The sequence below is a fragment of the Paenibacillus sp. JMULE4 genome (assembly GCF_013337105.1).
Classification (GTDB): domain Bacteria; phylum Bacillota; class Bacilli; order Paenibacillales; family NBRC-103111; genus Paenibacillus_G; species Paenibacillus_G naphthalenovorans.
This window is the reverse complement of the sequence record NZ_SGWF01000020.1, coordinates 130,133-155,445: the sequence shown is the minus strand read 5'-3', so window position 1 is coordinate 155,445 and position 25,313 is coordinate 130,133. Positions and strand designations below refer to the sequence as shown.

Sequence of the window (25,313 nt, the reverse complement as noted above, 5' to 3'; positions counted from 1 at the left end):
GGACAGCCAAAGTCATCACGATTAGCGCAAGCCCGCGCGATCCAAAACAAAGTGATCCTAGTGTCATTGCTTATTGTTCCATTTCTGCTTGTGTTTGGGATGGAACTGATACAGAGGGGTAATGTGCAGGAAACCTGGGATTGGCTCACCGCCAATCCGAAGCTTTTTGCTGTGAATGCTTTGCTTGCCTTTTTCGTGTTTTTACTAATCTATTGTTTGATCGGATCGCTCTTTTTTGCCATGGGATTCAGCACCCTGCTGCTGATGCTGATGTCACTCATCAGTTTTTTTAAGCAGAAGCTGATCGGGGAACCATTTTTTCCGTGGGACATTTTCCTGAAAAAAGAGAGCATGAATATTATTCCCCTGGTCACCAGTAAAGAGGCATTGGTTCGCTTGGTCCTCGTCTTCGGGATTTCGGCCGGTATTTTCCTGCTCAGGATCTGGCTGCCGCGATGGCCGATGAAGCTGTGGGTTCGCATGACACTGGGCCTGATGGCTGTTCTCGCGCTGTATTCCTTCGGTGTGAGGGCGCCTTGGGCGGAGAAGGTCATGGCTCAGGCGGGCGTTAATGAAATCGTTTGGAACCAGCAGCAGAATTACGGGGAAAACGGGATTTCGTTGGCTTTTACCATGAATGTGAAAAATTCGATCGTTCCCAAACCGTCCGGCTACAGCGAGCTCTCCATTGCCAATATGGCGGAAGGCTTAAATGAGTTGGTCGGCGCGTCGAAGGCCTCCGTATCGAATGACAAAAAGCCGAACGTGATCTTCATTATGAATGAAGCGTTTTGGGATCCGACGCTGCTTCCGGGAGTTAAATTCAATAAAGACCCCCTCCCGACGGTTCACCGTCTGCAGGAGAAAACGACGTCGGGGTACCTCTTGTCTCCCCAATTCGGAGGAGGCACCAGCAACGTGGAGTTTGAGGTGCTGACCGGGCAATCGATGAGCAACCTGCCTGCGGGGTCCATACCATACCAGCAGTATATCAGAAAACCGATTCCGAGCCTGGCCAGCTATTTCAAAAACCAGGGCTACCGGAGCGTGGCGATTCATTCCTATGATGGCTGGTTTTGGAATAGGGAAGAAGTATATCAGTATATGGGCTTCGATGATTTCAAAAGCAAAGAAGATTTTGACAATCCGGAATATCGGGGTGCCTTCATCTCCGACGATGAAGTGTCACGCAGTATAATCGACGAGGTGGAAGCAAACGACAATCCGACGTTTATATACGCCGTAACGATGGAGAATCACGGGCCCTACAATGATAACCGTTACGGAGAGACCGACATTAAAGTAGAAGGGAATCTGACCGAAGAAGCGCGAAACACGCTTCAAACGTACGCGCAGGGAGTGTACAATGCGGACCACAGCCTGAAGATGCTGATCGATCATTTCGAGAAGTCGGATGAGCCGACGGTCATCGTCTTCTACGGGGACCATCTGCCGATGCTGGGTTATGATTATGATGTGTATGTTCAAAGCGGATTTGTGTCTACGGGAAGGTCCGACCAGTGGTCGCTTGAAGAACAGAAACGGATTCACAGTGTGCCGTTTGTGATGTGGTCCAATATGGACTTGCCTAAGGAGCATGTGCCGATTCTGAGCAATTCGTTCTTGAACGCTTATGTCCTTGACCGGCTGCAGATGGAGAAGCCGGCGGCCTGGGCTTACAATTTCGAGCTTTCCCGGAAGGTGCCGGGGCTGCTGCGCGGCTTGGTGGTCGATTCCGGTCAAGTTTTATACAATTCGCCTCCGTCTTCCGTAGCAAGCGATGTAGAGAAGTACCGCGAGCTGCAGTATGACGAAATGTTCGGCGCGCAGTATCTTGCCAAGTACTTGGATTCCAATGGGTTTACCCGCAGCGATGAACAGCCTGACGGCTTTGACCATGTGAATATTGCAAGTGAAGAGGAAGTCGACGCCGCTCAATGAGCGGCGTTTCTTTGCGGCCGCTTATGAGGCCGGGAACCTCGGAGATGCGTGTTTTATGCGATCACCTGTACCTTTTCTTTGGAAAAACAAATATGCTACAATTTCCTGAAGATGACACATTTCTGATGTTGAAACGGATCATAGTAAATTACATCAGGAGGAGGAAGGGATATGGATCTGCGAAAGCTTCGATTGGACGAACCGGTGCACGGCACTTTCAGCGAGGAACGGGACGAGTATGAACGGGATTATGCCAGGTTAATACAATCTCCGGCCTTTCGCCGATTGCAGGGCAAATCGCAGGTGTTCGGAGCGGGCTCGGGCGATTACTATCGGACGCGGCTCACGCATTCTCTGGAAGTATCGCAAATTGCCCGTGAGACAGCTCGCCGAATGGGCAAGCAGTACCCTTTTCTGGCCCGTAAAGAACATCCGGGGCTGATGCTGGACCCGGCGGTAGTGGAATGCGCCTCGCTTGCGCATGATCTGGGGCATCCGCCGTTCGGCCACAAGGGCGAAGAAGTGCTGAATCAGCTGCTTAATGAAGAATACGGTCTGGAATATGAAGGAAATGCGCAAAATTTCCGTATCCTCATGTTTCTTGAAAAGCGGGCGGGCAGCGACAGCGGACTCGATTTAACCGCCGCCGTACTGCTGGCCATTAATAAATATCCTTTTCGTTTGGAAGACCCCGGTCGGCATAAGGGCGTATATTCGATGGAATGGGACGGGAGAATCGCCGAACTTCGGGACCGGTGGAAAATGCCCGAGGGCTGCCCGACTTTAGAGGCCCAGCTTATGGACTTGTCCGACGATATTGCGTATTCCACCCATGACATTGAGGATGGCATTCGTGCGGGGAAGATCCAGATGAATCGGACCTTCTTTGAAGATGACAGACTTGTGGAGCATCTCATTCAGGAGATCGTCAACGACCAAGGCAATCTGGAGGTCGGTTGGGAGCAGGTGGATATCGGTGCGATGGTCAGACGTGTGCTGGATACTTATCTGGAGCAGTGGGAAAAGATTTATGCGGAATGCGGTAAGGAAGCTTCCAGAACCCGCAGAGAGATAAAAGCCCGCTGGGTCAGCACGTTTGCGGGCCGCGTCGGCATTATTGATGATCCTAAGAAGGGCTGGAAGCGGGTCACGTTCGTACGGGACGGACAGCAGGATCTGGAGCTGCTGCGGACGATGGAGATCTTGAAGAAGCTGGCCTGGGTTACATTGATTAAGGATTTTCGCGTACAGCGGCTGCAGAAGCGCAGCGAGATCATGATCCGGCGCCTGTGGGACAGCTTTAAGGTACCCGATCACGGTCGGCTCATCATCCCGGCCGATTGGGTGGCCAGTTACGAGCAGCATAAGGCTCAGTGGTCTTGGCCGCGTTTTGTGGCCGACTACATCTCCGGGATGACGGATGCTTACGCCGAGAAGGTGTATGCCGAGCTGTTCGCCAGCAAATCCGGTTCGATATACGAGATGGACTGATTCGTCGGTCTGCCGTAGGGCCTCCAAGGCATATAATGGATCGAGCGATCTAATCGCGAGACTGGGCCAAAGGGGGGAACGGGCATGATTATCATAGCAGGGGGGAGCGTCCCCGTCGACTTGTATGGAATGACTCCGCTGGAGCGGGAGATCGCGGAGCAAAAGATTAGGAGCGGGACGCCGTTCCATTACGAATCCATGGAATCGCTGCGCTTCGAGCTTAAGCTGAGAGAGGCCATCGTTGATTCTTCCGTCGCTATGCAGAGGAGCGGTGCCGTTTTCAGATCGTTCAAAAAATCATTTTGCAATGAAGCGTATTGGATTCGTACCGAGAACGGAGCATTTCAGCAAAGACCGTTTGTGAGGCCTGCTGATGCGATAAGGGATATTTATGTAAACGGTCATTTGTACGGTTTTGAGTGCGCAACGGCGGTAATCATCGTTTTATATAAAGCAGTGCTTGAAACGATCGGTACCGCTGCTTTCGATCGGCTGTTTGCCAATTTATATTTGTACTCTTGGCATCATGACAGTGATCTCCGGCTGATTACGGTGTATGGAAAACGGCTGGCATTTCCGGGGGATATCGTGTATTTCAAAAACCCTGATGTGGATCCGGAAATGATCCATTGGCAGGGGGAGAACGCCGTTAAGCTAAACGGCGACCTCTATTTTGGCCACGGAATCGGTATTATGAATGCGGAGGGAATCATCTCCAGATTGAATCGGTATCGGAAGCCGGGAAGCACAGTGTCGGCCTACTTGCTGGATGAGGCGACATACCCGAATTTTTTCTATTTGCAGCAAGCGGCGTCCTTCCGGGATCCCACGGAGGAGATATCGATGGTGTCGTCAATAGACGATACGGAATGCATTACCGCACGTATCGGTTGCCGAACAGGGATTTATGCCGTCTGATTCTTTCTGGTTGCGAAGAGGTTGTACGGGCAATGAAAAAAGGAGCGCACCCAGAAGGATGCGGCCTTTTTTGTTGCCTGGGACGTCGGTTCTCGCGCCGCGGTCCCGCAGTCTGTCAATAAATAGCAAACCCATGGAACATCCCGAACATGGTTTACCTCCCTCTATTTTCGGGTAATGATAACGTTATGGGTTTCATCTGGGCAAAGAGAGGCGATGAAGGACTGTGCGCTATTCAGCAACTAACCGCTTCAGGGTGTTCGTCCTTGCGGTATGGTGCGTCATGCTGCTCTTGACGATAACAGGCTGTATATCCTCCAACCAGCAGAGCGAGCCGTCTGCCGAGAAGGAGCGTGAGACGGAGCGACCGACCAAGGATCCGGTTCAAGAACGAATCGAACGGATGACGCAGGATGAGAAGATCGGACAGATGATGATTGTCGGACTGGACGGCTCCGAGATAAGCGAGACAGCCAAAGCGATGATCGGTACGTACCATGTGGGCGGATTTATTTTTTATAAGGACAATATAAAGGACAGCAGGCAACTGATAGAGCTGACTAATTCGTTAAAAGCAGCCAATGCGGCAACGGGTGCACCGCCGCTCTGGCTCAGTGTAGATGAGGAGGGCGGTCGTGTAACCAGGATGCCGCCGGAGCTTGTGAAAGTGCCCGCGGCGGAAAAGATCGGGAAAGCAGACAACCCGGAGCTAGCACAAAACATTGGACAAACGCTCGGTAAGGGGTTGACCGCGCTCGGAATGAATATGAATTTCGCTCCGGTGCTCGACGTAAACAGCAACCCGAACAACCCGGTGATCGGGGACAGGTCTTATGACTCCAGGCCCGAACGTGTCGCTGCGATAGGGATTCAGGTGATGAAGGGTTTGCAGAAAAGTCAGGTGATCCCGGTTGTAAAGCATTTTCCGGGCCACGGGGATACAACGGTAGATTCACATATCGGCTTGCCGGTGGTGAATCATGACATGGACCGGCTGAGAGCGCTCGAGCTGAAGCCTTTTGCCGAGGCGGTTCACAGCGGTGCCGAGGCAGTCATGGTAGCGCATATGTTACTGCCAAAGCTGGACAAAGAGGCACCGGCTTCCTTGTCCAGGCCAGTGGTTACGGATTTGCTGCGCAAGGAGCTCGGATTCACAGGAGTAGTGATCACCGATGATCTTACGATGGGCGCGATTATTAAACATTACAATATCGGCCAGGCGGCCGTACGGTCTGTTGACGCAGGAAGCGACGTGCTGCTCGTAGGCCACGGCTTTGACGAGGCCAAGCATGTATATGATGCCGTACAGCAGGCGGTTCGTGATGGTATACTGACAATGGAACAGATTGACCAAAGCGTCGCCCGTATTCTCCGCTTGAAGGAAAAGTACCGGCTGAGCGATGAACAGGCCCCGTTTCCTGACCTGACTCGAATAAATGACGATATGCAAAACGCGGTTAAAGCTATAGCCCCATAGAGGGCGGCCGCCGCTTGCCATTTTTAAGAAAGTTTTAAGCTCAACATAAGGGATTTCCAATCACTTTTGTTTATTATTAGATCTAAATAGACAGAGAAAAAAACCAATCCTCATATGGGGGGCTTTACCATGGCGGTAAATAACAAATGGAATACGGGAGCCCGGGCTTTGGTGCTTTCAGGAGATCTGGGGGACGGCCATCGTCAAGCCGCACGTGCTTTGGCGGAAGCATGCAGTGCGGGAACTGTACCTTGGGTGGAGGCGGAAACGGTCGATTTTTTGCGGCAGATTCATCCCAACCTTCATCCGTTTGTAAGATACGGCTTTCTCAAAGGAGTGGAGAAGGCGCCGGGCGTATACGGATATTTATATAAGAAAACGAGAGCGAGCCAAAGCCTGTCGCTGCCTTTTCGATGCTTTCTGGGGATGGGGCTGCAGCGGCTGGCCGCATTGGTGAACGAAAAGCAGCCGGATGTCATTATATGTACTTTTCCCTTGGCTGCAGCGGCCGTATCGCTGTTGAAGTCGAGAACCGGACTACGGACGCCGCTGGTTACGGTGATCACGGACCATACCGATCACAGCCTGTGGCTGAATCCGCACACGGACCTGTATTTGGTCGGTTCAGAGTCGGTATCCGCAGCCTTGCGGCAGCGGGGCATCCCGGCAACCAGCTTGTGTGTGACCGGCATTCCGGTGCGTTCGTGTTTTTCCGAGGCTTCAGAATCAGACCGGGAGGCTTTGAAGCGGAAATTAGGGTTAAACCCGGAGCTTCCGCTGGTCATGGTTATGGGCGGCGGCTGCGGCTTGCTCAGTGAGGAGACCAGAGCATTGATTCGTTCGTCCGTTTTGCGGCGGCACGTGCAGCTTACCCTTATCTGCGGCAGTAATGATGCGGCCCGTTTTCGGCTGGAAAAGGAGCTGGACAAGAACCCGACGCCGAACATCCGGATTACCGGTTTTGTCGATAATATTCATGAGTGGATGGCAGCGGCCGACTTGCTGGTAACTAAGCCGGGGGGCTTAACGACATCGGAAGCGGCTACCGCGGGATTGCCGATGCTGTTGTACAAGCCCATTCCCGGACAAGAGGAGGACAATGCGTCCGTTCTGGAGAAGGCGGGGATCGCCGTTATCGCTTCAAAGGAACGGAAGCTCCGGGATCAGCTTCTGGAGCTGGTGGAAAACCGCGCAGCTTTATCGGCCATGAGAGCCAAGGCCAGGCAGTTTCGAAGCAACCGGCCGGCGGAACAGGCATGGGACGCGATCATGAAGCTCCAGCCCGCAGATCAGCTGAACAGAGAAGCTCGGCAGACGCTTGCCGTCAGGGAGGCGCAAGCCGGCACATAACACAAACAACGCCCCTGTTTCAGGGGCGTTAAACTATGTTTAATGCGTGTGGATTATTCATTTGTCGTTCCTGTGACGGGGCTAAGCGGGTAGAATGTAACACCCTTGCATGAAGGGCATATACAGCTGTAACAGTCGGCCATTTCTTCCAGCGCCTCTCCGCAAGTATCGCAGCATTTCAAAGGCAAACTTTCATAAAACTCGGTTGAACGCATCAGCATGCGAATCATTCCCTTCGTTCATGATACCTCTACTATACTGCAAAAGAACTTGAATTGTAAGCGCTTTTTTCGCGTTCACAAATTCTTCATCATCAACTTCATTAAATAACCGGGCAAAAGGGCATCGAATTTGAAATCCGCGGCGGCCGTTTCGAGGCATTTTTTTAGGTTCAAAACCGAAATCAGTGCTTGACGAATTGATCGAAGGCTAAATATGGAAAAACATCTGCTAATCCTGTATTGTTGTAAGTCCTACCCAACAACAAAGAGGAATAAACAGATGCAAACTCAGTATATCAATGAAATGCTCGACTTACCAGAGCTGAAAATTAAACAAATTCTGTCCATCGATGCCGATGAACTTCACATAGAAGCTCTACCCGTGGACGCCAAGCAATGCTGTCCATGCTGTAAGTCCATTGAACATGTCGTCCGCAAGGGAAGAAATGAACCGCGGATCGTCCGGCATCTTTCCGTATTCGAAAAGCAAACCTACCTGCACGTGCCGTCGATTCGGATGTATTGTACGCGCTGTGAAGCCGGATTTGTGTGGGCGTACGAATTTGTCGGTCCCAAGCAGCGCTACAGCCGACTCTTTCGCTCCCAGACGGTCGAACAAGCGCTGGGGTCCACGGCCGCGCATAGCGCCCGGATGCAGCAAACACCGGCCAGTACCGTACAGCGCATGCATAACGAGGCGGTGCCAGTGGAGTGCGAGCGGATCTACGAACGTGTCTGGGAAGAAGCGCAAGAAACGTCCGGATTGGTTCTGGGGATCGACGACTTTGCCATCAAGAAAGGCCATACGTATAACACCGGCATTCACAACCTCAAAGGCGAGACGATGCTGGACTTGCTGCCCGGTCGAAAGCTGGAGGAACTGCGGGCGTATTCGCAAGAGCATCCTGGCTTCCTGCTGTTGAACCCGAAGGCGGTGGTCATGGATTTAGCTCAGGCGTATCACACGTGGATTCGCGAGTGTTTTCCAAAAGCGATTCGCATTGCCGATCGTTTTCATGTTCACGGTTACGTCATCGAAAGCGTGCAGGCGGTTCGGAAAACCGTGCAGAACACCCTGTCGCCACGGGCGAAGGCTTATCTGAAAGCGAACCATCGGTTGCTCAATCCGCCAGCGGAGTCGCTTGATGAAAAAAGCCGCGAACGTTTGGAAACGCTGCTCCATTACTCCCCTCTACTGCGCGGCGTGTGGGAATGGAAAGAAGCATTTACGACGTGGTACAACTGCTCGCCGAATCTTGCCATTGCCCAATTGGGATTTGAGCGTTGGTGTGAGCAGGGCGATCGGATTGATCACCCCGCCGTCCAAAGCACCCTGAAGACCATGCGCAACTGGAAAGAGGAGATCGTTAACTACCATCAATGCCGCTGGACAAATGCGACTGTAGAAGGCCGCCACAATCGCATCAAAGCCTTTCAGCGCCGCCACTACTTTACACGAAATCGCAGTCGCTATAAGGCTGGCATTCTGATCGAATGCAACCGACATCGGATGTTCGGCTAATTGTCAAGCACTGATTTTGAGATTGAGCCTTTTTTTAACATTTATTTCAGAACCGAATGCTCCGCATCTTGAGCGGAAAAAATAAACTCGGACGGGCAGGGCTTCAATGCATATGCTTTACAAAAGTAAGTAAGCCGCTGTAATATATACAATATAAAAAAATAGCAGGAGTGGAGAATCATGAGTCAACTGGAACAAAAACAGGATGCGCTGCAAGTGATGTTTTCCCGTCATTCCGTTCGTAAATATGAAAGAGGCTTCCGGAGGCTGAGCTGAATGAAATTTTTCAGGCGGCAGCGAGCGCTCCGTCCTCTTGGAATTTGCAGCATTGGCGTTTTCTTGTGATTAGCGAGCAAGCGAATAAAGACCGATTGCTTCCGATCGCCTTCGGGCAGCAGCAAGTTTCGGACGCTTCTGTTGTCGTCATAGTGCTTGGGGATCTCCAGGCTAATCTGGCTGCTCCTGTCGTATATGAAAAGGCTTCTCAGGACATTCGTGAGATGATGGTGAAGCAAATTGAAGGGGCTTATGCCAATAATCCGGTTGTCGCACGGGATGAAGCGATCCGCAACGCTTCACTGGCTGCCATGCAGCTGATGCTGGCCGCCAAAGCCAAAGGTTATGACAGTGTACCCATGGGTGGGTACAACCAGGCGGCTCTGATTCAGGAGTTTAACATTCCGGAGCGTTATGTGCCCGTGATGATGATTCCGATCGGTAAAGCCGCCAGCCCGGCGCGTCCTACAGAGCGACTGCCGCTCGATAGTTTGGTTATCCGGGAAAGCTTCTAAGCAATCCGTTCCATCTACTTAAGGCTCCCGCCTTCCAGGCAAGCTGCCGCGGAGGCGGGGCTTATTCTTTTTATGGACCGTACCAGCGTTCATACTGTTCCCTAAGGTTGGCGCGAGTGACCTTCTTACGGTGCAGGGTCAAGCTGGGAGCTTGATGGTTCAGCTCTGCAATCTGTTTGTTCGTGTCAGCAAGCAGAGCATCAATCTCAGGATCGCCGGGGCTTTTCTTCATCAGCTCCATTGCGGCTTCCATATTAGCGCGAATTTCCTTGAGCAGCACAAGCCAAGGAGGCTGAACGTTAGCTTGCCGCAAGATCGTCGACGACAGAATATCTCCCGTAGGGACCTCAAGCGGCTTGCCTATTCCCGGCAAACGCTCAAGACCTCCGCTGCGGACGAATTCCTCGTAAGCATCATCCACTCTCCGCTGTATTTCCGCTTGCGCGGCGGCAATCACATCCCGGTCCTCCAAAGTTTCTTTAGGCAAGGGAATGATCGGCCGTTCATGATCCTCCCTGTTCCTGTTAGAAACAAAGATCAGGGTCAAGAGAGATTGGGGATAAGAGGCATTGGCCGTTTTCCGAAGCGCATGGATAATAAGCTCATGAAGGAAAAGCCGTAAAGCGTTCATGTCCATTGGTGAGAAGCGGCCCGGTTTGCTATAATTAAAAAAACTCGCATATGCAAGCGATCGTTCCTAACAGGAGGTAGACACTATGCAATATTATCGAATAACCGATATTGAAGATCCTTATTTCCGCCAAATGCATCAACTGATGCAAAATGTGTTTCCGCCGGAAGAGGTTCTCGAATATGAGCTTTGGGCCGAACCGCTCCGCGACCCCGGTATCCGGGTATTTGTCGCCATTCAGGATGGAGAGGTTGTGGGCGCTACGGAGTACCGCTATTACAAGGATCTTCAAGTGGCCATGACGGATTTCACCATCATCGGCAAGGAAGGGCTTGGCGTCGGACCTTTCTTGGCCAACCGCCGTATGGAGGATTTGCGTGCAGTGGTTTCGGAATCCGGAGGAACCCTTCTGGGGATGTTCGCCGAAATTTACAATCCTTATTTGTCCGACCAGCTGGAATTCGGAGGAGTCAAAGCCATGAATCCGTTCGTGCGCCGCGAAGTGCTTGCCCATCTCGGTTACCGGAAGCTGGATTTTGACTACATACACCCTTCCTGGCACAATGACGGTGAAGCCGTTCACGGACTCGACCTTTGTTTTATGCCGATCGCGGATGAAAAGATAGAGGCTGTACCGGCATCTCTGGTATCCAGTTTTCTGGAGAAATATTATGCCGTCCTGCCTCAAAAGCCGGATGCCTGGTACGAGATGGTGCAGCGGCTGAAACAGCGTGAGACGATTCGGCTGCTGCCGATTTAAATAAGATTAAACGTGAAATAGCGGACTCAGAGGCGAGTCCGCTATTTCATATGAGGCAGATTATTCTTCATCGTTCTTTAAGGCCAGTTCCAGTTCATCCAATGTTTTTTCCAGACCGTAGTTAAGAAGCAGTGTTTTGAAGCCCTTGTTCCGATGCTCCGCGAGCGCGTCCAATCGTTTTTTCAGATCCTTGCGGATATAGACGCGGTACTGTTCGTGGGTTTCGTTACGTTCCTTTTTCTTCAGTGTGCCTTCCAGCACCTGAAGCAATGCGCTGCGGGTCCCCATTGGCGATTCCGCCGGTTTTGCAGCGGGAATGTCCTCCGTAATAACGACTGGTGAGGCGATTCCTAGCTCTTGCTCCGCTTCGCCGTCGTTAGCAACAGCCGATTTGGCGCGCTTGCGCAGCTTAGCGACGGATTCTTTCACCTCCAAGGCGGGCTTGGTCTCGCCCGCCTTGGGCGCTTCCGTTTCTGGAGCAGCCGTTTTGCGGCGGGATCGCTTAATCGGGGAGAGTCCCTTCCGGTCTGAAGCGGGTATTTCCTGCATCATCACTGGCGTTTCCGTCGTAACCATGCCTTCGAGCTGCTTTTCTTGTGGCGGCATTTCAAATACCTCCTTGATCAACTCAGAATAGGCGGTGCATTTCTATATTGTAACACAGGTATGACGTATAAACATAGGGCAGGAGTAATCTATTATATAGCCTAAGATACGCGAGACTGATCAAACCAACCGATAAAGCCGAGACCATAAACGGAACCGACAGCCATGAGTACCGTCCACACCAGCAGACTGACCGTCATCCATGACATCACCCAGCGGCGCGAGGAGCCAAAAGAAAGCGCCAGTAAGGTGGCGATGTCGGTGCCGACAAGAGCCGGGGCCAGCAAGGCGAGGCCGGGAACCCCGTATTTTTCCCATATTTGTCTGGCGCGGCGGTACTTTTTCGGACTGCCGGCCAGATCCGACGAGGCGGCTTCGCCCGAGCCTTCTTCAATTGCAGTGCTTCCGCCGCCCGAAGCTTCTGCGGCCATTTGCCGCTTTAATGCTTTACGGGCTTTGACGCGCGCTCTCCATGCCGTAAACTCACGGAAAAACAAGGCCAGCAGCAAAAGCGGAATCCAGTTGCCGACAAACGCGACAATCGATACTCCGAACGGATTCAAGCCCCAGGCCACCCCAAGCGGCACGACTACAAATACATCAAGCCATGGTGCGGCGGCCATCAGAAACACGACGACATATTGCCACGCCGCTCCCCAATCGTTTTGCATCATATCCATCCTTAGTTAATCATCCTTTCTAATGCGGTTTACTCATTGTTTCTGTGCCATTTGCGCAGCTCCCGCCAATAAAGCATCGGTGTCATTCATTGATGCTCCCTCCCTTTCTGTTCGTTAACCACGTTATCCTCCAAATAAAACACTTCTTCCACGGGCATTCCAAAGGCGGCGGCAATTTTCAGCGCCAGCACGACAGACGGGGCGTAATCCCCCTTTTCGATCATACCGATCGTTTGACGGGTTGCCCCGACCTTGCGCCCCAGATCCTCCTGGGACCAATCGAAACGTGCCCGCAGCTCTTTGACTCTGGTTCGCAGCATAGCATTCTTCCTTTCGAGTCATCCCTCATATCATTGTTAATTTCACATTACATATTGTAATGTATACTTAACATTTTGATAAGCATATTTAACAATGTTTTGATATTGGAGTTTCCCTTGACTTCAATTTTCGGTATAGTGTCTGTAGGAAGAAATGGGAGAGCGAGGCGAGCAGGAAATGGATCGGCAGCCGCTGATATCCGTGATTATACCGACCTATAACCGGCCGGACTTTTTGTGCGAGCTCATGGAGTCGCTGTGGCGGCAGACATACCGGCAGCTGCAGATTATTATTGTCAATGACTGCGGAGAATCCGTTGATTTTGTAAAAGACCTGTATCCGGAGCTGGATATTACGGTTGTCCATTTGGAAAGCAATCAAAAGCATGTGCATGCGCGCAACAAAGGGCTCGAATTCGTACGCGGCGAGTATATTATGCTGTGTGACGACGACGACCTGCTGCTGCCGGGCCATGTGGAACGGATGCTCCAGGAGCTTGAAGACAGCGACTTGGTTTATTCCGATGTTGAAATTTTCGATTACGTGGTGGACGAAGCGGGTGTGCGCTGGCCGACGAACCGGTTTGTATTCGCCTATGAGTATGATGCCGCCGGGATGCGCCGGTTTTCGACCTTCTTTTCGTCCGGCTGTCTCTATCGGAAAACGCTGCAGGACCGTTTGGGCTTATTCGATCCGGAGATGTATCATTATTGGGATTGGGATTTTTATTTGCGGACGGCGGAGCATTATCGGGTCAAAAGGGTGCCGGTGGCCAGCGCGTTGTATGCTTTTGCACAAAGCGGCGCCAGCAATATGTCAGGGGATTTGGAGGATATGCGCCCGTTTTTGGACAAGCTGTCGGCCAAGCACGGACTGGGAGAACTGCCGACCAAAAACTTTTTTCTGCTGTTGGAGGAGCCGGAGATGAAGGCGCGAAAGGCAGCTACGGAAATACTGTGGGACGGGAAGCCGATCGTGTCCAGGCGGGCCGGCAGGCAAAAGGAGGCATAACTACTTATGCTGGGGATGAATGACAGACAGGAGCCTGTGTTTTCCGCCACAATGGAGGAAGCGCGGGAACTGCTGCGCAAGTACTATGGGTATCCCGATTTTCGCGAGGGTCAGAAAAAAGTGATTGCCAGCATCCTGAATGGAAACGATACGCTGGGCATCATGCCGACAGGTGGCGGAAAATCAATCTGCTATCAGATACCGGCGATGCTCATGAGCGGAACGACGATCGTTATATCGCCGCTGATCTCTTTGATGAAGGATCAGGTGGACGGTCTGGACAGCATTGGCGTACCGGCGGCGTACATCAACAGCTCGCTTTCTTATGCGCAGGTGGAGCTTCGCATACGTAAAGCCGAGCGGGGGGAATACAAGCTGCTCTACGTAGCGCCGGAGCGCCTGGAGTCGGAACGGTTTCTTGAGCTGCTGTCGAACTTGGTGGTGCCGATGGTGGCTGTCGATGAAGCGCACTGCGTATCGCAGTGGGGACACGATTTCCGGCCGAGCTACATGCGGATTAACCAGCTTGTGGCGCACTTGCCCGAGAGGCCGCTGCTTGGGGCTTTCACGGCGACGGCGACCGACCAGGTTCGCGAGGATATCGTCCGGCACTTGAAGCTGCGGGAGCCGCAAGTGTTCGTCACCGGGTTTGCGCGGGAAAACTTGTCGTTCTCTGTCGTAAAGGGCGAGAACAAGCGGGATGTGCTGATGAGATATATCCGCGAACACGCCGAGGAAGCGGGCATTGTCTACGCAGCTACGCGCAAGGAGGTTGACCAGCTGTGTGAATTTTTGCGCCGTCAGGGCGTGGCGGCAGGCAGATATCATGCCGGTATGACGGACAAGGAGCGGGCGGAAGCCCAGGAGCAGTTCCTTTACGACGAGGTGCGTGTGATGGTGGCAAGCAACGCATTCGGTATGGGTATAGACAAATCGAATGTTCGCTACGTCATCCACTTCAACATGCCGAAAAACATGGAGGCTTATTATCAGGAAGCCGGTCGGGCGGGCCGTGACGGCGAGCCGAGTGATTGTCTGCTGCTGTTCAGCCCTCAGGATATTCATATCCAGAAGTTTTTGATCGAGCAATCTGTCGGCGATCCCGAGCGGCAGTCCCAGGAATATCGCAAACTTCAGCAGATGGCGGACTACTGCCATACCCCGCAATGTTTGCAGCGGTACATCGTCCGCTATTTCGGCGGCGAGACGGCGGAGGATTGCGGGCAATGCAGCAACTGCGTCAGCCCGGATCTGGAGCTGACCGATATTACACTGGAGGCGCAACAAATTTTTTCCTGTGTGCGGCGCATGCGTGAACGGTTCGGCATGACGCTGGTCGCGTCGGTGCTGAAGGGATCGAGGAACAAGAAGGTGCTGGAGCTTGGATTCGATAGCCTGAGCACGTATGGCTTGATGAAAAGCCGGACGGAGAAGGATATCATTGATCTGATCCAGCTGCTGATCGCAGAAGGCTACCTGCAGCTGACCGAGGGCAAGTATCCGGTGCTGAAGCTGACGGCGAAAGCGTCTGGCGTACTTGCGGGGGCGGACCGGGTTGTGCAGCGGGTGAGGAAAAAATCTGCGGCGCCGGCGGTCAAGGACGTGGAGACGGAGCTGTTCGATGAATTGCGGCAGCTGCGTATGGAGATTGCAAAGCGGGAAGGGATTCCGCCTTATATTGTGTTCCCGGACAGCACGCTGCGCGAAATGTGCGGGGTGAAGCCTACCAACCCGGCGGCGATGCTGAAGATCAAGGGTGTCGGGGAAGCGAAATTTTTCAAATACGGAGCTTATTTTATCGAATTTTTCAAGCGGCGGCAGGAGCAGCCGCAGTGAGAAGGTAGATGGGATGATTTTGTACGGGAGAAAGGAGGCGCAGCAGCGTGGCGAAATCGAAGTTTTATGTGGTTTGGGAAGGGCGCCGGCCCGGCATATACAAGACGTGGGCCGAATGCCAGGCACAAACGAACGGATATCCGCAGGCAAAGTTTAAAGCTTATGAAAGCGAGTCGGATGCAAAAAAGGCGTTTGAGGCCGGATGGAAAAAAGCGTTTGGCGCCGCAGCCCGGGCTCAAGCGAACGGGGCGGCCAAGAGCGCCGATGGACAAGCGGCGGCGGGAGAGCTGCCGACCGAGATCGAACTGGACAGCCTTTCCGTGGACGTTGGCTGCAGCGGCAATCCCGGTATTGTCGAATACAAAGGCGTTTATACGCGGACAGGCGAAGTGCTGTTCCAGCATCCGCCGATCTCTAAGGGGACGAATAACATGGGGGAATTCCTTGCGATCGTGCACGGACTGGCTTACCTCAAGAAACAAGGAAGCGCCATGACCATCTACAGCGATTCGATGACCGCCATCAGCTGGGTGCGGAAGAAAGCCGTCGCCTCTACATTGGTGCGGGACGCATCCACCAAGGAAATCTGGACGCTGGTCGATCGTGCGGAAGCATGGCTGAAGCACAACAGCTACCCGAATAAAATCGTAAAGTGGAACACGAAGGCGTGGGGCGAGATCAAAGCCGATTACGGGAGAAAATAAGTACCTGAAACCGCCAAGAGCGCCTGCTCCTGCAAAAGGAATGGGCGCTCTTGTTTTCGTGCTATTTATCTTGCCGATCAATGTGCAAGCGCGGTTTTCTTTTATACGTCGTATCCTTGTACACTTCTTCCTCCTGGCTTTCGAGCGGCAGGCTCACCAGTTCCCATTCCGTTTGCCCCATGGCCGGATCATACGGAAATTCGTCCCCGCGTTTAAGCGTCTCTTCGCGTCCCCATTCATTTTCGTAAATCCCGTCGGTTTCGACTTCCTCGCTAGATACCGGATTCATCCTCTTGTCTTCTGCCATGTTTGCCAAAATCCTCCCTTGTGTTCGTTTCGCACCTTAGTATGCCCGCAGAATCCCGTTATCATGAAAATTTTCCATTGTCGTTTAACCAAAATATGGTATGGTAAAGAAGTATGCTTCATGATGAACAGCGACCGGATTTCATTTTGCGGGAGGTGGGCGCATTGTCCTTTGTCAGCAGACTTTCTTGGTTTTTCCGCGAACGCTGGAGCAGGTATGCTCTGGCTATCATGATCATGACTGTGGTAAATGTGCTGAACATGATTCCGCCCCGCATGATTGGCGGTATTATCGACCAAATTCGGACGGGGACCCTGACGGGTGCGGAGCTGCGGCAAGGCGTGCTCCTGCTGGTCGGCCTGGCTTTGCTAATTTATCTCATGATTTACTTGTGGATTACAACCCTGTTCGGCAATTCGATACTCCTTGAGAAACGGCTGCGCACCCGGTTGATTCAGCATTTAACGCGGATGTCGCCCTCCTTTTTCCATAGAAACAGCACGGGCGAACTGATGGCGCTGGCCACCAATGATATCCCGGCAATCGGTCAGACGGCGGGGTACGGTGTCATGACACTGGTCAACACGATTGCCGGCACGACCGTAGTGATTGTAACCATGGTTTCGTTCATCAGTTGGAAGCTCATGCTGGCGGCGCTCATTCCGCTGCCGCTGCTGACGCTAGTCATCAGTATCCTTGGCAGGCAGACGCGCAGGCGCTTTGCCAGCGCGCTGACCGCTTTCGGACGCATGAACGACCAGGCGCTCGAATCGATCTCAGGCATGCGCGTCATACGTTCCTATGTGCAGGAGCAGTATGATTTGCGTGCGTTTGACCGGATCACCAGCGACGTGATGGAGAAAAATATGCGTGTTGCGGTAATTCACGCGATGTTCCATCCGACCGTCACGCTGATTGTCGGCATGAGCTATGTCATTGGCATCGGGTATGGGGCTTATTTGGTGTTCCATAATGAAATTACCTTGGGACAGCTGGTGTCCTTCAATATATACCTGGGGATGCTTATCTGGCCGATGATTGCGTTTGGCGAATTCATTAATGTTCTGCAGCGCGGTACCGCATCGGTTGACCGGTTGAGCCGGACCTTTGAACAGCAGCCGGATGTTCGGAATCCAGTTCATCCCAAGCCGCTGGAGAGTCCGGAGTCCATTGAGTTTTGCCGGCTTACGTTTCGTTATCCCGGCGCTGCGTATGACAGCCTCACCGCTGTATCTTTAAGGGTGGACCGCGGGCAGACGCTGGGTATTGTCGGTCGGACCGGCAGCGGCAAAAGCACGCTTTTGAAGCAGCTGCTCCGCTTTTACCCGGCGCCTCCGGGCAGTATTCGGATTTCCGGGATCCCCTTGGAGGAACTGGCCATGGAGCGCGTGCGCGAATGGATCGGCTACGTACCGCAGGAGCATCTCCTGCTTTCCAAATCCGTCAGGGATAATATTGCTCTGGGACGCCCCTATGCTTCTGAGGGGGATATTCGTCGGGTGATTGAACTGGCTTCATTCACGAAGGATGCGGAGCTGCTGCCGCACGGGCTTCAGACCATCGTGGGAGAAAACGGGGTTATGCTATCCGGAGGCCAGAAGCAGCGTGTTAGCATCGCAAGGGCGCTTCTTGCCGATCCGGATATCCTGATCTTGGACGATGCGTTGTCGGCTGTGGATGCTCGGACGGAAAGCGCCATTCTTCAAGCGATTCGGAGGGAGCGTACCGGAAAAACGACATGGATTGCTGCGCATCGCCTTTCTACGGTCATGCATGCGGATCGGATCATTGTGCTGGAGGACGGACGCATTGCCGAAGAAGGAACGCATGAACAGTTGATGAAACAGGGCGGATGGTACAGGAATCAATTTGAACGGCAGCAGCTGGAGGCCAAGCTGCTCGATTCATCAAATTAGCGTCTGACAGGCGAACAGGAAGGAAGTGCGCGGGCTTATATGGATGAGAGGGAACAAACACCCGTGTTTCGCAGGCTGTTCGGTTATGCGATGCTGTTCAAATACCGCATTGCCGCGGCTCTGCTCGTACTTTGCTGCGCAGTAGGCGCGGAGCTTGCCGGACCTTTCATAGTGAAAACCATCATCGACCGTCATATTGGCAGCATCCAGCTTCCTTGGTATGAGAAGGTTTCGGAAGCTCCGCTCGGGAGCACGATGGCGCAGGTCGAGTTGGACGGCCGCATCTATGTTCGCGAAGACTGGGTGAAAAGTGAACATCTGGAACACGGGATGTGGAGGGAAGCAAGAATTCTACAGCTTGAACGCGGGCTATATCTGGTTCGTAACGTGCCGGGCGGCGAAGGAACCTGGACGCTGGAGACGGATGGCGACGGTCCGGCGGGAGCGCAGGTCAGATGGACCGGGGCCGGCGGCGAATCCGAGCGGTTTCCCGCGCGCAAGCTCACCGCTGCGGAGGCCGGCAGCTTTTATCAGCATGACATCGTTCCGGTGATTCGCTGGCTGCTGTTGTTTGTCTGCCTTCTCGCCCTGGGAAGCGTGCTGCATTACATCCAGGGGTACACTTTGCAAGCCACTGCACTACGGATCATTCAACGGATGCGAATGGATCTGATGCGGCATATTCAACGGATTCCGATCCGCTATTTCGACAACACGCCCATCGGTCAGGTCGTATCCCGGATAGCTAACGATACGGAAGCGATCCGCGATTTGTTTATGAGCTTTATGGCTACGTTTGTGGTCAGCATGATCAACATTATCGGGATTTATATTGCTTTATTTTTACTTGATATAAGGTTGGCCCTGGTTACGCTTTTGTTTATTCCGTTATTTACAATCGTGATGCTGATTCATCTAAAATATTCCAAAAAGTACATCTCCATTATGAGGGCCAGACTCAGTGACATGAATGCGATGATCAGTGAATCGATCGCCGTTATGCCGATTCTGCAGGCCTTTCGGCAGGAAGCAAGGCGCCTTGATGAATTCGATGCGCTCAATGAAGACCGGTATCGCAGCAACATCAGGCAAAACCGCGTATTTTCCCTGTCCTCACGGAATTTCACCGGGCTTGTCGGCGCGTTATTTACCGCAGGGGTGCTTTGGTATTTCGGCGGGCAGTCGCTTCACTCTTCGATTTCCTTCGGTGTGTTTTATGCCTTTATTGACTATACGGGCCGTTTCTTCCAGCCGATTATCGGAATTTTCGATCAGCTGCTGAATGCGCAGAGAGCCGTCGTGTCGGCAGAAAAGGTATTCGCATTGATGGATTTGGAAGGGACGGAGGTGGAGGAGACAGAGAAGGTTCCCAGACCGCAAGGGCATGTGGCGTTTGACCGTGTTTCTTTTGCTTATCAGGAGGGAGAGCCCGTCCTGCGGGGAATCTCCTTTGAAGCGAAAAAAGGGGAGACCGTAGCATTGGTTGGACATACCGGCTCCGGCAAAAGTTCGATCATGAATTTGCTGCTCGGCTTTTACGAGCCAACCTCGGGGGAAATTCGTATCGACGGCATCAACATCCGATCCATGTCCAAGCAGGCACTGCGCAAGCATATGGGGATTGTGCTGCAGGACCCTTTCCTGTTCGAGGGTGATATCAAATTTAATGTAAGTTTGTATAATGAGGCCATTGGCCCTGAACAGGTACGCAAGGCGCTGGCCGACGTCGGCGCGTCGGGTTTTGTAGAGCAGCTGCCAGGAGGGTACGACGAGCCGGTAGTGGAGCGGGGGAGCACGTTGTCTTCCGGGCAGCGGCAGTTGATTTCTTTTGCACGGGCATTGGCATTCGATCCGGCGATTCTTATCCTGGATGAAGCGACGGCAAACATCGACAGCGAAACGGAAGGCTTGATCCAGGAGGCGCTGAGAATCGTCAGCGCGGGCCGGACCACCTTTATTATCGCGCACCGGCTCTCTACGATTCGCGATGCGGATCAAATTCTGGTACTGCAACGCGGTGAAATCGTCGAGCGCGGCACGCATGAGCAGTTAATGCAGCTGGAGGGTCGTTATTATCGTATGTATCAGCTACAATCCGGCGGACTGGCGCCGCCCACCACAGCGTAGAGGATCGGCGCCTTCCGCAAAATCGGATGACCCGCCTCGCGAGTCATTGAACGGCTGCAGGCAGAGTTGGGAGACGGGGGCTAGCTTTCGCCGGAACGCCTTATCATGCTTGCATCAGGAAAGAAAGAGACGTTCCGGCATGATCCCCCGCAGTTATGAATGATTTCGGCGAGCCATTTGCTGCCATACGGACCCTTCCGCCGCCTGTCCGCCTTCGATGCGCTCCAGCGCCATGCGTACCTGCATCCGGACTTCAAACTCCGGATCATCCTGGGCCTCGCGCAGCGCTGGAAGGGCTTGTTCGTCGCCAACCTCGTACAGGAAGCGGGCGGCGCGCCAACGGACCAGTTTGTTGGGATCCTGCAGTGCCTCAATCATCGCTTCTTGAGCAGCGGGGTCTCCCAAGTCGGACAGGGTATCGCCTGCTGTTCGGCGTACGGATGAGGAGACGTCGCGTAAAGCGCGATACAGATAAGGAAGTACCTTTGGATCTTTCAGATCGCCCAGATAGACCGCGGCCAAGCGTCGGACATTGGCTTGCTCATCCTCCAGCGCCTTCAGCAGCAGCGGAAGCGTGGAGTCAGAAGGTTTGATCTGCTGCAAGGCAGCGTAACGCTGTTTCCAATCGGGTGCATTCAACTGCCGCTCCGTTTCTTCATAGCTCAGTGTTTTCCGGCCGGTTTTGGCCAGCTCTCGTGCTTCACCTTGGGCCGGTCCTTCCTGCGCTTGAGCGATTAACTGTTCCAGCTGCTCGTCGCTGTAAGCGGCATCCAGTTCCTGAACGACATCGTTCAATACCTCCTGTAGCTCGCCGTAGCGGGTATCCCAGTCGTCGAGCGACCGTTCCTTAATCAGGTTGGGCGAGGCCGCCGCGGCACGAATGGCAGCGTCACTGAAACGCTGCGGAAGAGCATCGCGTCGTTCTTCCAGGCCGTTGGTCACCCTCACTTGAAGCGGGATGCCGCGAAAGTGCTGCAGCCGCACCTTCACTTCGCCGAAAGCGGCCTCCTCCGCATCATTAGCAGGGATACGTTCGCCAGGCTGGTTTGCGCCCGACGGTGCGCTTACGGGGGATATACCGGAACCGGCCTCGCCCAAGATCGCCCGTGCCTCAGCCAATATGCTCGGCCAATCCCCTTTGGGAGTCCGGTCCAAAGCGATAAAATCCGCTGCCCGGTATAATGACTTCACTCCTTCTATGGCAAGCAGCTGCCGCAGCTTCGGAGCCTGGGCTTCTGCCGCTTTATCCCGGGTAAACGTCTGGCGCACCCCGTCGGGGAGCTTTTCTGTTACGTTAATTTTCATCGTGTTCGGACTGGGTGTAGGTTCGATGGATATAATGTTCATGGACGCTTCCTCCTGTCTATTCTCGTTTGGACTAGCAAAAAGGACCGTCAGCCCTCGGGGACAAATCGGTCCTTTTGTTGTTATTCCGTTTCTTTCCGGCGTTCTTAGTCAAGATCAAGCAAATTACGGTGAAGGTAATTGTCGTCAAGCGTCTTCGTCAAATCGAAAACGGTGTGCGCCAGGTCCAGGTTCTCGAACGCATGCTCACAGGAGTCTTTATATGCCATTTCTTCATCATAATGCGACATGTACCGGTTGATCAGCTCCGGCGAATCCCCGCGTTCCTGCTCTCTGCGCATGACGGTATCCCTGTCGGCGTAGATAAAAATACGGATAACGCGGTCTCCATAAATTTTCTTTAACATTTCCGCACCGTACCGGTTCAGAATAAGGTAAATGGCCCCGTGTTTTTGCAGCATTTGGGCGACATCCTTTTCTTTGATCCCATATCGGTTGCCGTCAATTTCCACAACCTCAATGAACTCATTGTTGGCCTCGGCCGCCGCGAACTGCTCACGCGACACAAAATGATAATCTTGTCCGTCAACTTCAGAAGAGCGCGGAGGGCGGGTCGTGTACGAGAGAACTTGCTTCATCCCCAGCGTGCTGCCGGACATTTGGGCTACGGTTCTTCTTCCGGCACCGTTAGGGCCGGTAAAAACAAAAATAAGTTCCTTATCCTTCAACTCGTACATGGAAACCCTCCTTCAGGTGAAAGTAATTAATACTAACATGCCTACTTCATATTCTACATGTTCCAGGATGCAAGGTAAAGTTCCAAGCCGTCAGCCGTTTTTTAGCGTCCCCGCCGTCTGCCGCCGTTTCGCGGTTTCGGCTGCTGTGCCTGACCGCGCTCGCCGCGTCCGCGCCCTTGGGCCGACCGTTCGCCCGTTGCAGCCGTACGGCCGCGGGACTGGCGACGGTCACCCGATGCAGGGCTTCGTTCGCGTCCTTGCGTCGAGCGCTCGGAAGCTGAACCGCGACCACGTTTCCGGGCAGAGCGTTCGCCCGCCGCTGTGTTGCGTCCGCGGCCTTCGGCAGCAGACGTGCTGCGCCCGTGAGTGGGAGTGCCGAACTCGCCGGGCTCATTGTCCCGCGCTTTGCCCGATTGTTTCGGCAGCCTGCTCTTAATGCCTTTTTCGATCAGTTCAAGATAAGTGGTATCTCTAGGGGCGGCGAACGTAATCGCTTTTCCTCTTTGACCTGCCCGGCCCGTTCGACCGATTCGGTGGATATAGCTTTCCGCTTCATGCGGAATGTCGTAATTGAACACATGGGTGATGCCCTCGACATCCAGCCCTCTTGCAGCCACATCGGTAGCTACCAATAACTGGATCTTGGCTTCGCGGAACCGTTTCATGACTTGCTCCCGTTTGGCCTGAGTAAGATCCCCATGCAGTTCGTCGGATGCATAGCCGCGTTCAAGGAGTTCATGGTTCAGCTTGCTTGCCCGCAGCTTCGTCCGGCAGAAAATCATCGCCAAATAAGGGTTTTCTTCCTCTATGAGTTTACATAACGCTTCAAATTTGCCGCGGTCCGTCGTTTGGATCACCACTTGTTCGATTTCATCTAACGTGATGCGCTTGGCTTTCACTTCGATTTCCACTGGCTGGCGCATATACGCTTTGGCCAGCTCCCGGATGCGCTGAGGCATGGTGGCCGAAAAAAGCAGCGTCTGCCGACGGGAGGGAGTGGCTGAGATGATCTCCTCGACTTCCGGGAAAAATCCCATATGCAGCATTTGATCAGCTTCATCGAGAACCAGTATCGAAAGCTTGTGCAGTTGAACCGTACCCCGCCGCAGATGATCCAACAGGCGTCCGGGTGTTGCTACAATTATATGTATGCTTCCTTCAAGCTTCCGAATCTGCCGTTCGACGTCCTGCCCGCCGTAAGCCGATAGCACGCGAACCCCTTTGAGCGGGGACCACCGTTTAACTTCTTCCGTAATTTGTATGGCCAGCTCCCGGGTAGGTGTGACGATCAAAGCCTGAACATGCGGCCGTCCGGGGTCAATGGTTTCCAGAATCGGAAGTACAAAAGAAAGGGTCTTCCCCGTACCCGTCTGCGCCTGGGCAATAATGTCCTTGCCGGTTAGTGCTGTGGGAATCGCTTCCCGCTGAATAGGGGTAGGTTCCGTAAGCCCGTGCTTCTGAAGCGACTCAGCCAATTCTGTACTGACGCCGAGCAGAGCAAACTCATTATTCTTCATTATAATATCTCCTCAATGCTTGAATTATTCTACTTATTAATATTGCATTCTACAGGAAGTAACACCAAAAAGAAACCAAGGCTTGAGTGAGTGCTTGAGATTTTTTGCATAAACCAAAGAAAACCCGGCACAGGCAGCCGGGTAAAGGCTTGAACATATATGATCATGGCTTTATGCAAAGAACCTCAGTATTCCCGTCCGTTGGATTCCGATTGGTTTGGAATGGTTGGCGCTGTTCCAAAGGTCGCTTCCATTAATTCCGTAAAATGACCCTTGTACGGTTCAAGTGAACGTCCCTGCCAGCTTTGTTGAGCCAAACGGGTAAATTCATTCACGATATTGCGGTTCGCCGTAATGTACACATCCGTAACCGTTGGCTGCAGAGACCGGATTTTTTCTCCGATCTTTTGTTTGAACAGATGGGTTAAATGCTGGTGGTGCATTTCGGTTTCCGCTCCGTTTGCTCCGCTGATGAGCTGACTTGGGTCGGCGTAATCGCTTTGCGGCGTATACGTATTGTATAATCCTCTAACCAGTCCGTAATTGTTCGTTTCCGTGCCTCGCACCTCCCCGCCGCGCGTTCCGCTCGCCGTACTATCGATGGTAATGGCCGTATAGGCGACATTATCGCCCATCATTACGATCGCACTGCTGACGCCGTACATGGCGGCCACCTGATCCGAAAGAAACTGGTTCATTTCCAGCTTGGTTATTTTATGGGAAACGGGGGCATACTGCTGTTGAGTCTGGTAAGCGCGCGACGTATCCTGCCGGGGCATATCCCTTTTGCTGCCGTAGTTGTTGGCACTGTTGTAATCGTACCATGAAAAACAGCCCGTCAGCGCCGTGACGATGCCGAGTGCAAGTACACCTGTGAATAAACGAAATGTACGCATCAAGATTCCTCCTCATATTCAACGACGAATTCGGGACCCGGTTAGCGCTCGAATCATGGTATCCCTTCTTCATCTTAGGATTGATTATATAGAAGGATTTATGCGTCCTTGCGGCAAGCCAAAAACATGCATAAAGACACCGCAAAATGGAAATAACCTAATAGGGATTGTATGGGAAAACCTCTGAAAAACCTTGACTTCCGAACAATTTGTGAACTTCCTGAGATTCATTGACAAAAAACAGGTCC

The 25,313-nt window shown here is 53.0% G+C and carries 22 protein-coding genes and 1 pseudogene; 13 read left to right on the top strand and 10 right to left on the bottom strand.

The features are described from left to right. Positions 1 to 123: 123 nt before the first annotated feature. The 5 genes from EXW96_RS23550 (at position 124) to EXW96_RS23530 (ending at position 7,177) form a co-directional block, all read left to right on the top strand. A complete protein-coding gene (locus EXW96_RS23550) occupies positions 124 to 1,941 on the top strand; it encodes an LTA synthase family protein (protein WP_309225204.1) in 1,818 nt (605 codons plus the stop codon). A gap of 171 nt (positions 1,942 to 2,112) precedes the next feature. Further along, positions 2,113 to 3,432, top strand: coding sequence for a deoxyguanosinetriphosphate triphosphohydrolase family protein (locus EXW96_RS23545; RefSeq protein ID WP_174351553.1), 1,320 nt, complete (start codon positions 2,113 to 2,115; stop codon positions 3,430 to 3,432). A gap of 84 nt (positions 3,433 to 3,516) precedes the next feature. Continuing rightward, on the top strand, positions 3,517 to 4,350 hold the full coding sequence (locus EXW96_RS23540; protein ID WP_174351552.1) for a protein-glutamine gamma-glutamyltransferase: 834 nt from the start codon (positions 3,517 to 3,519) through the stop codon (positions 4,348 to 4,350). Positions 4,351 to 4,576: 226 nt separating this feature from the next. Continuing rightward, positions 4,577 to 5,827, top strand: coding sequence for a beta-N-acetylhexosaminidase (gene nagZ, locus EXW96_RS23535; protein WP_309225203.1), 1,251 nt, complete (start codon positions 4,577 to 4,579; stop codon positions 5,825 to 5,827). 129 nt (positions 5,828 to 5,956) lie between these two features. Then, the gene (locus tag EXW96_RS23530) at positions 5,957 to 7,177 is read left to right on the top strand and encodes an MGDG synthase family glycosyltransferase (protein ID WP_174351551.1); all 1,221 of its coding nucleotides are present in this window, start codon (positions 5,957 to 5,959) and stop codon (positions 7,175 to 7,177) included. 53 nt (positions 7,178 to 7,230) lie between these two features. Here the strand turns inward: EXW96_RS23530 and yhfH are convergent, their stop codons facing one another. Continuing rightward, on the bottom strand, positions 7,231 to 7,392 hold the full coding sequence (gene yhfH / locus EXW96_RS23525) for a protein YhfH (RefSeq protein WP_254611554.1): 162 nt from the start codon (positions 7,390 to 7,392) through the stop codon (positions 7,231 to 7,233). 286 nt (positions 7,393 to 7,678) lie between these two features. Here yhfH and EXW96_RS23520 point away from each other — a divergent pair, with 286 nt between their 5' ends. Continuing rightward, a complete protein-coding gene (locus EXW96_RS23520; RefSeq protein WP_174349589.1) occupies positions 7,679 to 8,920 on the top strand; it encodes an ISL3 family transposase in 1,242 nt (413 codons plus the stop codon). Between the two features lie 180 nt (positions 8,921 to 9,100). Beyond that, positions 9,101 to 9,711: pseudogene (locus EXW96_RS23515) on the top strand (nitroreductase family protein). Positions 9,712 to 9,781: 70 nt separating this feature from the next. On the opposite strand, the gene EXW96_RS23510 reads toward EXW96_RS23515, so the two are convergent. Next, positions 9,782 to 10,348, bottom strand: coding sequence for a DnaJ family domain-containing protein (locus tag EXW96_RS23510; RefSeq protein WP_254611537.1), 567 nt, complete (start codon positions 10,346 to 10,348; stop codon positions 9,782 to 9,784). A 79-nt stretch (positions 10,349 to 10,427) separates the two neighbouring features. On the opposite strand from EXW96_RS23510, the gene EXW96_RS23505 reads away from it, so the two are divergent. Next, positions 10,428 to 11,102, top strand: coding sequence for a hypothetical protein (locus EXW96_RS23505; protein ID WP_054818317.1), 675 nt, complete (start codon positions 10,428 to 10,430; stop codon positions 11,100 to 11,102). A 60-nt stretch (positions 11,103 to 11,162) separates the two neighbouring features. Here EXW96_RS23505 and EXW96_RS23500 read toward each other — a convergent pair whose 3' ends face one another. The 3 genes from EXW96_RS23500 to EXW96_RS23490 all read right to left on the bottom strand — a co-directional run bounded on the left by EXW96_RS23500 (position 11,163) and on the right by EXW96_RS23490 (position 12,708). Further along, complete coding sequence (locus EXW96_RS23500; protein WP_174351550.1) at positions 11,163 to 11,708, bottom strand: hypothetical protein; 546 nt, start codon at positions 11,706 to 11,708, stop codon at positions 11,163 to 11,165. A 101-nt stretch (positions 11,709 to 11,809) separates the two neighbouring features. Further along, a complete protein-coding gene (locus EXW96_RS23495; protein ID WP_062409981.1) occupies positions 11,810 to 12,388 on the bottom strand; it encodes a small multi-drug export protein in 579 nt (192 codons plus the stop codon). An 86-nt stretch (positions 12,389 to 12,474) separates the two neighbouring features. Further along, a complete protein-coding gene (locus tag EXW96_RS23490; protein WP_174351549.1) occupies positions 12,475 to 12,708 on the bottom strand; it encodes a helix-turn-helix transcriptional regulator in 234 nt (77 codons plus the stop codon). A 154-nt stretch (positions 12,709 to 12,862) separates the two neighbouring features. On the opposite strand from EXW96_RS23490, the gene EXW96_RS23485 reads away from it, so the two are divergent. The 3 genes from EXW96_RS23485 to rnhA are packed head-to-tail and all read left to right on the top strand — an operon-like array spanning position 12,863 to position 16,260. Further along, a complete protein-coding gene (locus tag EXW96_RS23485) occupies positions 12,863 to 13,720 on the top strand; it encodes a glycosyltransferase family 2 protein (protein ID WP_254611536.1) in 858 nt (285 codons plus the stop codon). A gap of 15 nt (positions 13,721 to 13,735) precedes the next feature. Then, complete coding sequence (gene recQ, locus EXW96_RS23480) at positions 13,736 to 15,556, top strand: DNA helicase RecQ (RefSeq protein ID WP_483874543.1); 1,821 nt, start codon at positions 13,736 to 13,738, stop codon at positions 15,554 to 15,556. A 47-nt stretch (positions 15,557 to 15,603) separates the two neighbouring features. Further along, positions 15,604 to 16,260 carry a ribonuclease H gene (gene rnhA, locus EXW96_RS23475; RefSeq protein WP_062409979.1) on the top strand — a complete coding sequence of 219 codons (657 nt, stop codon included), beginning with the start codon at positions 15,604 to 15,606 and terminating at the stop codon, positions 16,258 to 16,260. A 61-nt stretch (positions 16,261 to 16,321) separates the two neighbouring features. On the opposite strand, the gene EXW96_RS23470 is transcribed toward rnhA, so the two are convergent. After that, positions 16,322 to 16,567 carry a hypothetical protein gene (locus EXW96_RS23470; RefSeq protein WP_054820332.1) on the bottom strand — a complete coding sequence of 82 codons (246 nt, stop codon included), beginning with the start codon at positions 16,565 to 16,567 and terminating at the stop codon, positions 16,322 to 16,324. 164 nt (positions 16,568 to 16,731) lie between these two features. Between EXW96_RS23470 and EXW96_RS23465 the strand changes: the two genes are divergently transcribed. Together EXW96_RS23465 and EXW96_RS23460 are read left to right on the top strand one after the other, a co-directional pair. Beyond that, entirely contained in the window at positions 16,732 to 18,483 is a 1,752-nt protein-coding gene (locus tag EXW96_RS23465; protein WP_254611534.1) for an ABC transporter ATP-binding protein, read from the top strand. Between the two features lie 39 nt (positions 18,484 to 18,522). Continuing rightward, positions 18,523 to 20,610: an ABC transporter ATP-binding protein gene (locus EXW96_RS23460; RefSeq protein WP_174351547.1), complete on the top strand. Its 2,088-nt coding sequence runs from the start codon at positions 18,523 to 18,525 to the stop codon at positions 20,608 to 20,610. 153 nt (positions 20,611 to 20,763) lie between these two features. On the opposite strand, the gene EXW96_RS23455 is transcribed toward EXW96_RS23460, so the two are convergent. The 4 genes from EXW96_RS23455 to EXW96_RS23440 form a co-directional block, all read right to left on the bottom strand. Further along, positions 20,764 to 21,957, bottom strand: a complete 1,194-nt coding sequence (locus EXW96_RS23455; protein ID WP_174351546.1) for a conserved virulence factor C family protein — start codon at positions 21,955 to 21,957, stop codon at positions 20,764 to 20,766. 104 nt (positions 21,958 to 22,061) lie between these two features. Further along, positions 22,062 to 22,652, bottom strand: a complete 591-nt coding sequence (locus tag EXW96_RS23450) for a guanylate kinase (protein ID WP_062409975.1) — start codon at positions 22,650 to 22,652, stop codon at positions 22,062 to 22,064. Between the two features lie 101 nt (positions 22,653 to 22,753). After that, positions 22,754 to 24,169: a DEAD/DEAH box helicase gene (locus tag EXW96_RS23445; RefSeq protein WP_174351545.1), complete on the bottom strand. Its 1,416-nt coding sequence runs from the start codon at positions 24,167 to 24,169 to the stop codon at positions 22,754 to 22,756. A gap of 185 nt (positions 24,170 to 24,354) precedes the next feature. Continuing rightward, a complete protein-coding gene (locus tag EXW96_RS23440; protein ID WP_054820232.1) occupies positions 24,355 to 25,065 on the bottom strand; it encodes a hypothetical protein in 711 nt (236 codons plus the stop codon). Positions 25,066 to 25,313: the final 248 nt, after the last annotated feature.

What these genes read in the sequence shown, in the direction of transcription:
- EXW96_RS23545 (WP_174351553.1), top strand. Translation starts at nt 2,113, where the DNA reads ATGGATCTGCGAAAGCTTCGATTGGACGAACCGGTGCACGGCACTTTC.
- EXW96_RS23540 (WP_174351552.1), top strand. Translation starts at nt 3,517, where the DNA reads ATGATTATCATAGCAGGGGGGAGCGTCCCCGTCGACTTGTATGGAATG.
- EXW96_RS23530 (WP_174351551.1), top strand. Translation starts at nt 5,957, where the DNA reads ATGGCGGTAAATAACAAATGGAATACGGGAGCCCGGGCTTTGGTGCTT.
- yhfH (WP_254611554.1), bottom strand. Translation starts at nt 7,392, where the DNA reads ATGCGTTCAACCGAGTTTTATGAAAGTTTGCCTTTGAAATGCTGCGAT.
- EXW96_RS23520 (WP_174349589.1), top strand. Translation starts at nt 7,679, where the DNA reads ATGCAAACTCAGTATATCAATGAAATGCTCGACTTACCAGAGCTGAAA.
- EXW96_RS23510 (WP_254611537.1), bottom strand. Translation starts at nt 10,348, where the DNA reads ATGGACATGAACGCTTTACGGCTTTTCCTTCATGAGCTTATTATCCAT.
- EXW96_RS23505 (WP_054818317.1), top strand. Translation starts at nt 10,428, where the DNA reads ATGCAATATTATCGAATAACCGATATTGAAGATCCTTATTTCCGCCAA.
- EXW96_RS23500 (WP_174351550.1), bottom strand. Translation starts at nt 11,708, where the DNA reads ATGCCGCCACAAGAAAAGCAGCTCGAAGGCATGGTTACGACGGAAACG.
- EXW96_RS23495 (WP_062409981.1), bottom strand. Translation starts at nt 12,388, where the DNA reads ATGGATATGATGCAAAACGATTGGGGAGCGGCGTGGCAATATGTCGTC.
- EXW96_RS23490 (WP_174351549.1), bottom strand. Translation starts at nt 12,708, where the DNA reads ATGCTGCGAACCAGAGTCAAAGAGCTGCGGGCACGTTTCGATTGGTCC.
- EXW96_RS23485 (WP_254611536.1), top strand. Translation starts at nt 12,863, where the DNA reads ATGGGAGAGCGAGGCGAGCAGGAAATGGATCGGCAGCCGCTGATATCC.
- recQ (WP_483874543.1), top strand. Translation starts at nt 13,736, where the DNA reads ATGAATGACAGACAGGAGCCTGTGTTTTCCGCCACAATGGAGGAAGCG.
- EXW96_RS23470 (WP_054820332.1), bottom strand. Translation starts at nt 16,567, where the DNA reads ATGGCAGAAGACAAGAGGATGAATCCGGTATCTAGCGAGGAAGTCGAA.
- EXW96_RS23460 (WP_174351547.1), top strand. Translation starts at nt 18,523, where the DNA reads ATGGATGAGAGGGAACAAACACCCGTGTTTCGCAGGCTGTTCGGTTAT.
- EXW96_RS23455 (WP_174351546.1), bottom strand. Translation starts at nt 21,957, where the DNA reads ATGAACATTATATCCATCGAACCTACACCCAGTCCGAACACGATGAAA.
- EXW96_RS23450 (WP_062409975.1), bottom strand. Translation starts at nt 22,652, where the DNA reads ATGTACGAGTTGAAGGATAAGGAACTTATTTTTGTTTTTACCGGCCCT.
- EXW96_RS23445 (WP_174351545.1), bottom strand. Translation starts at nt 24,169, where the DNA reads ATGAAGAATAATGAGTTTGCTCTGCTCGGCGTCAGTACAGAATTGGCT.
- EXW96_RS23440 (WP_054820232.1), bottom strand. Translation starts at nt 25,065, where the DNA reads ATGCGTACATTTCGTTTATTCACAGGTGTACTTGCACTCGGCATCGTC.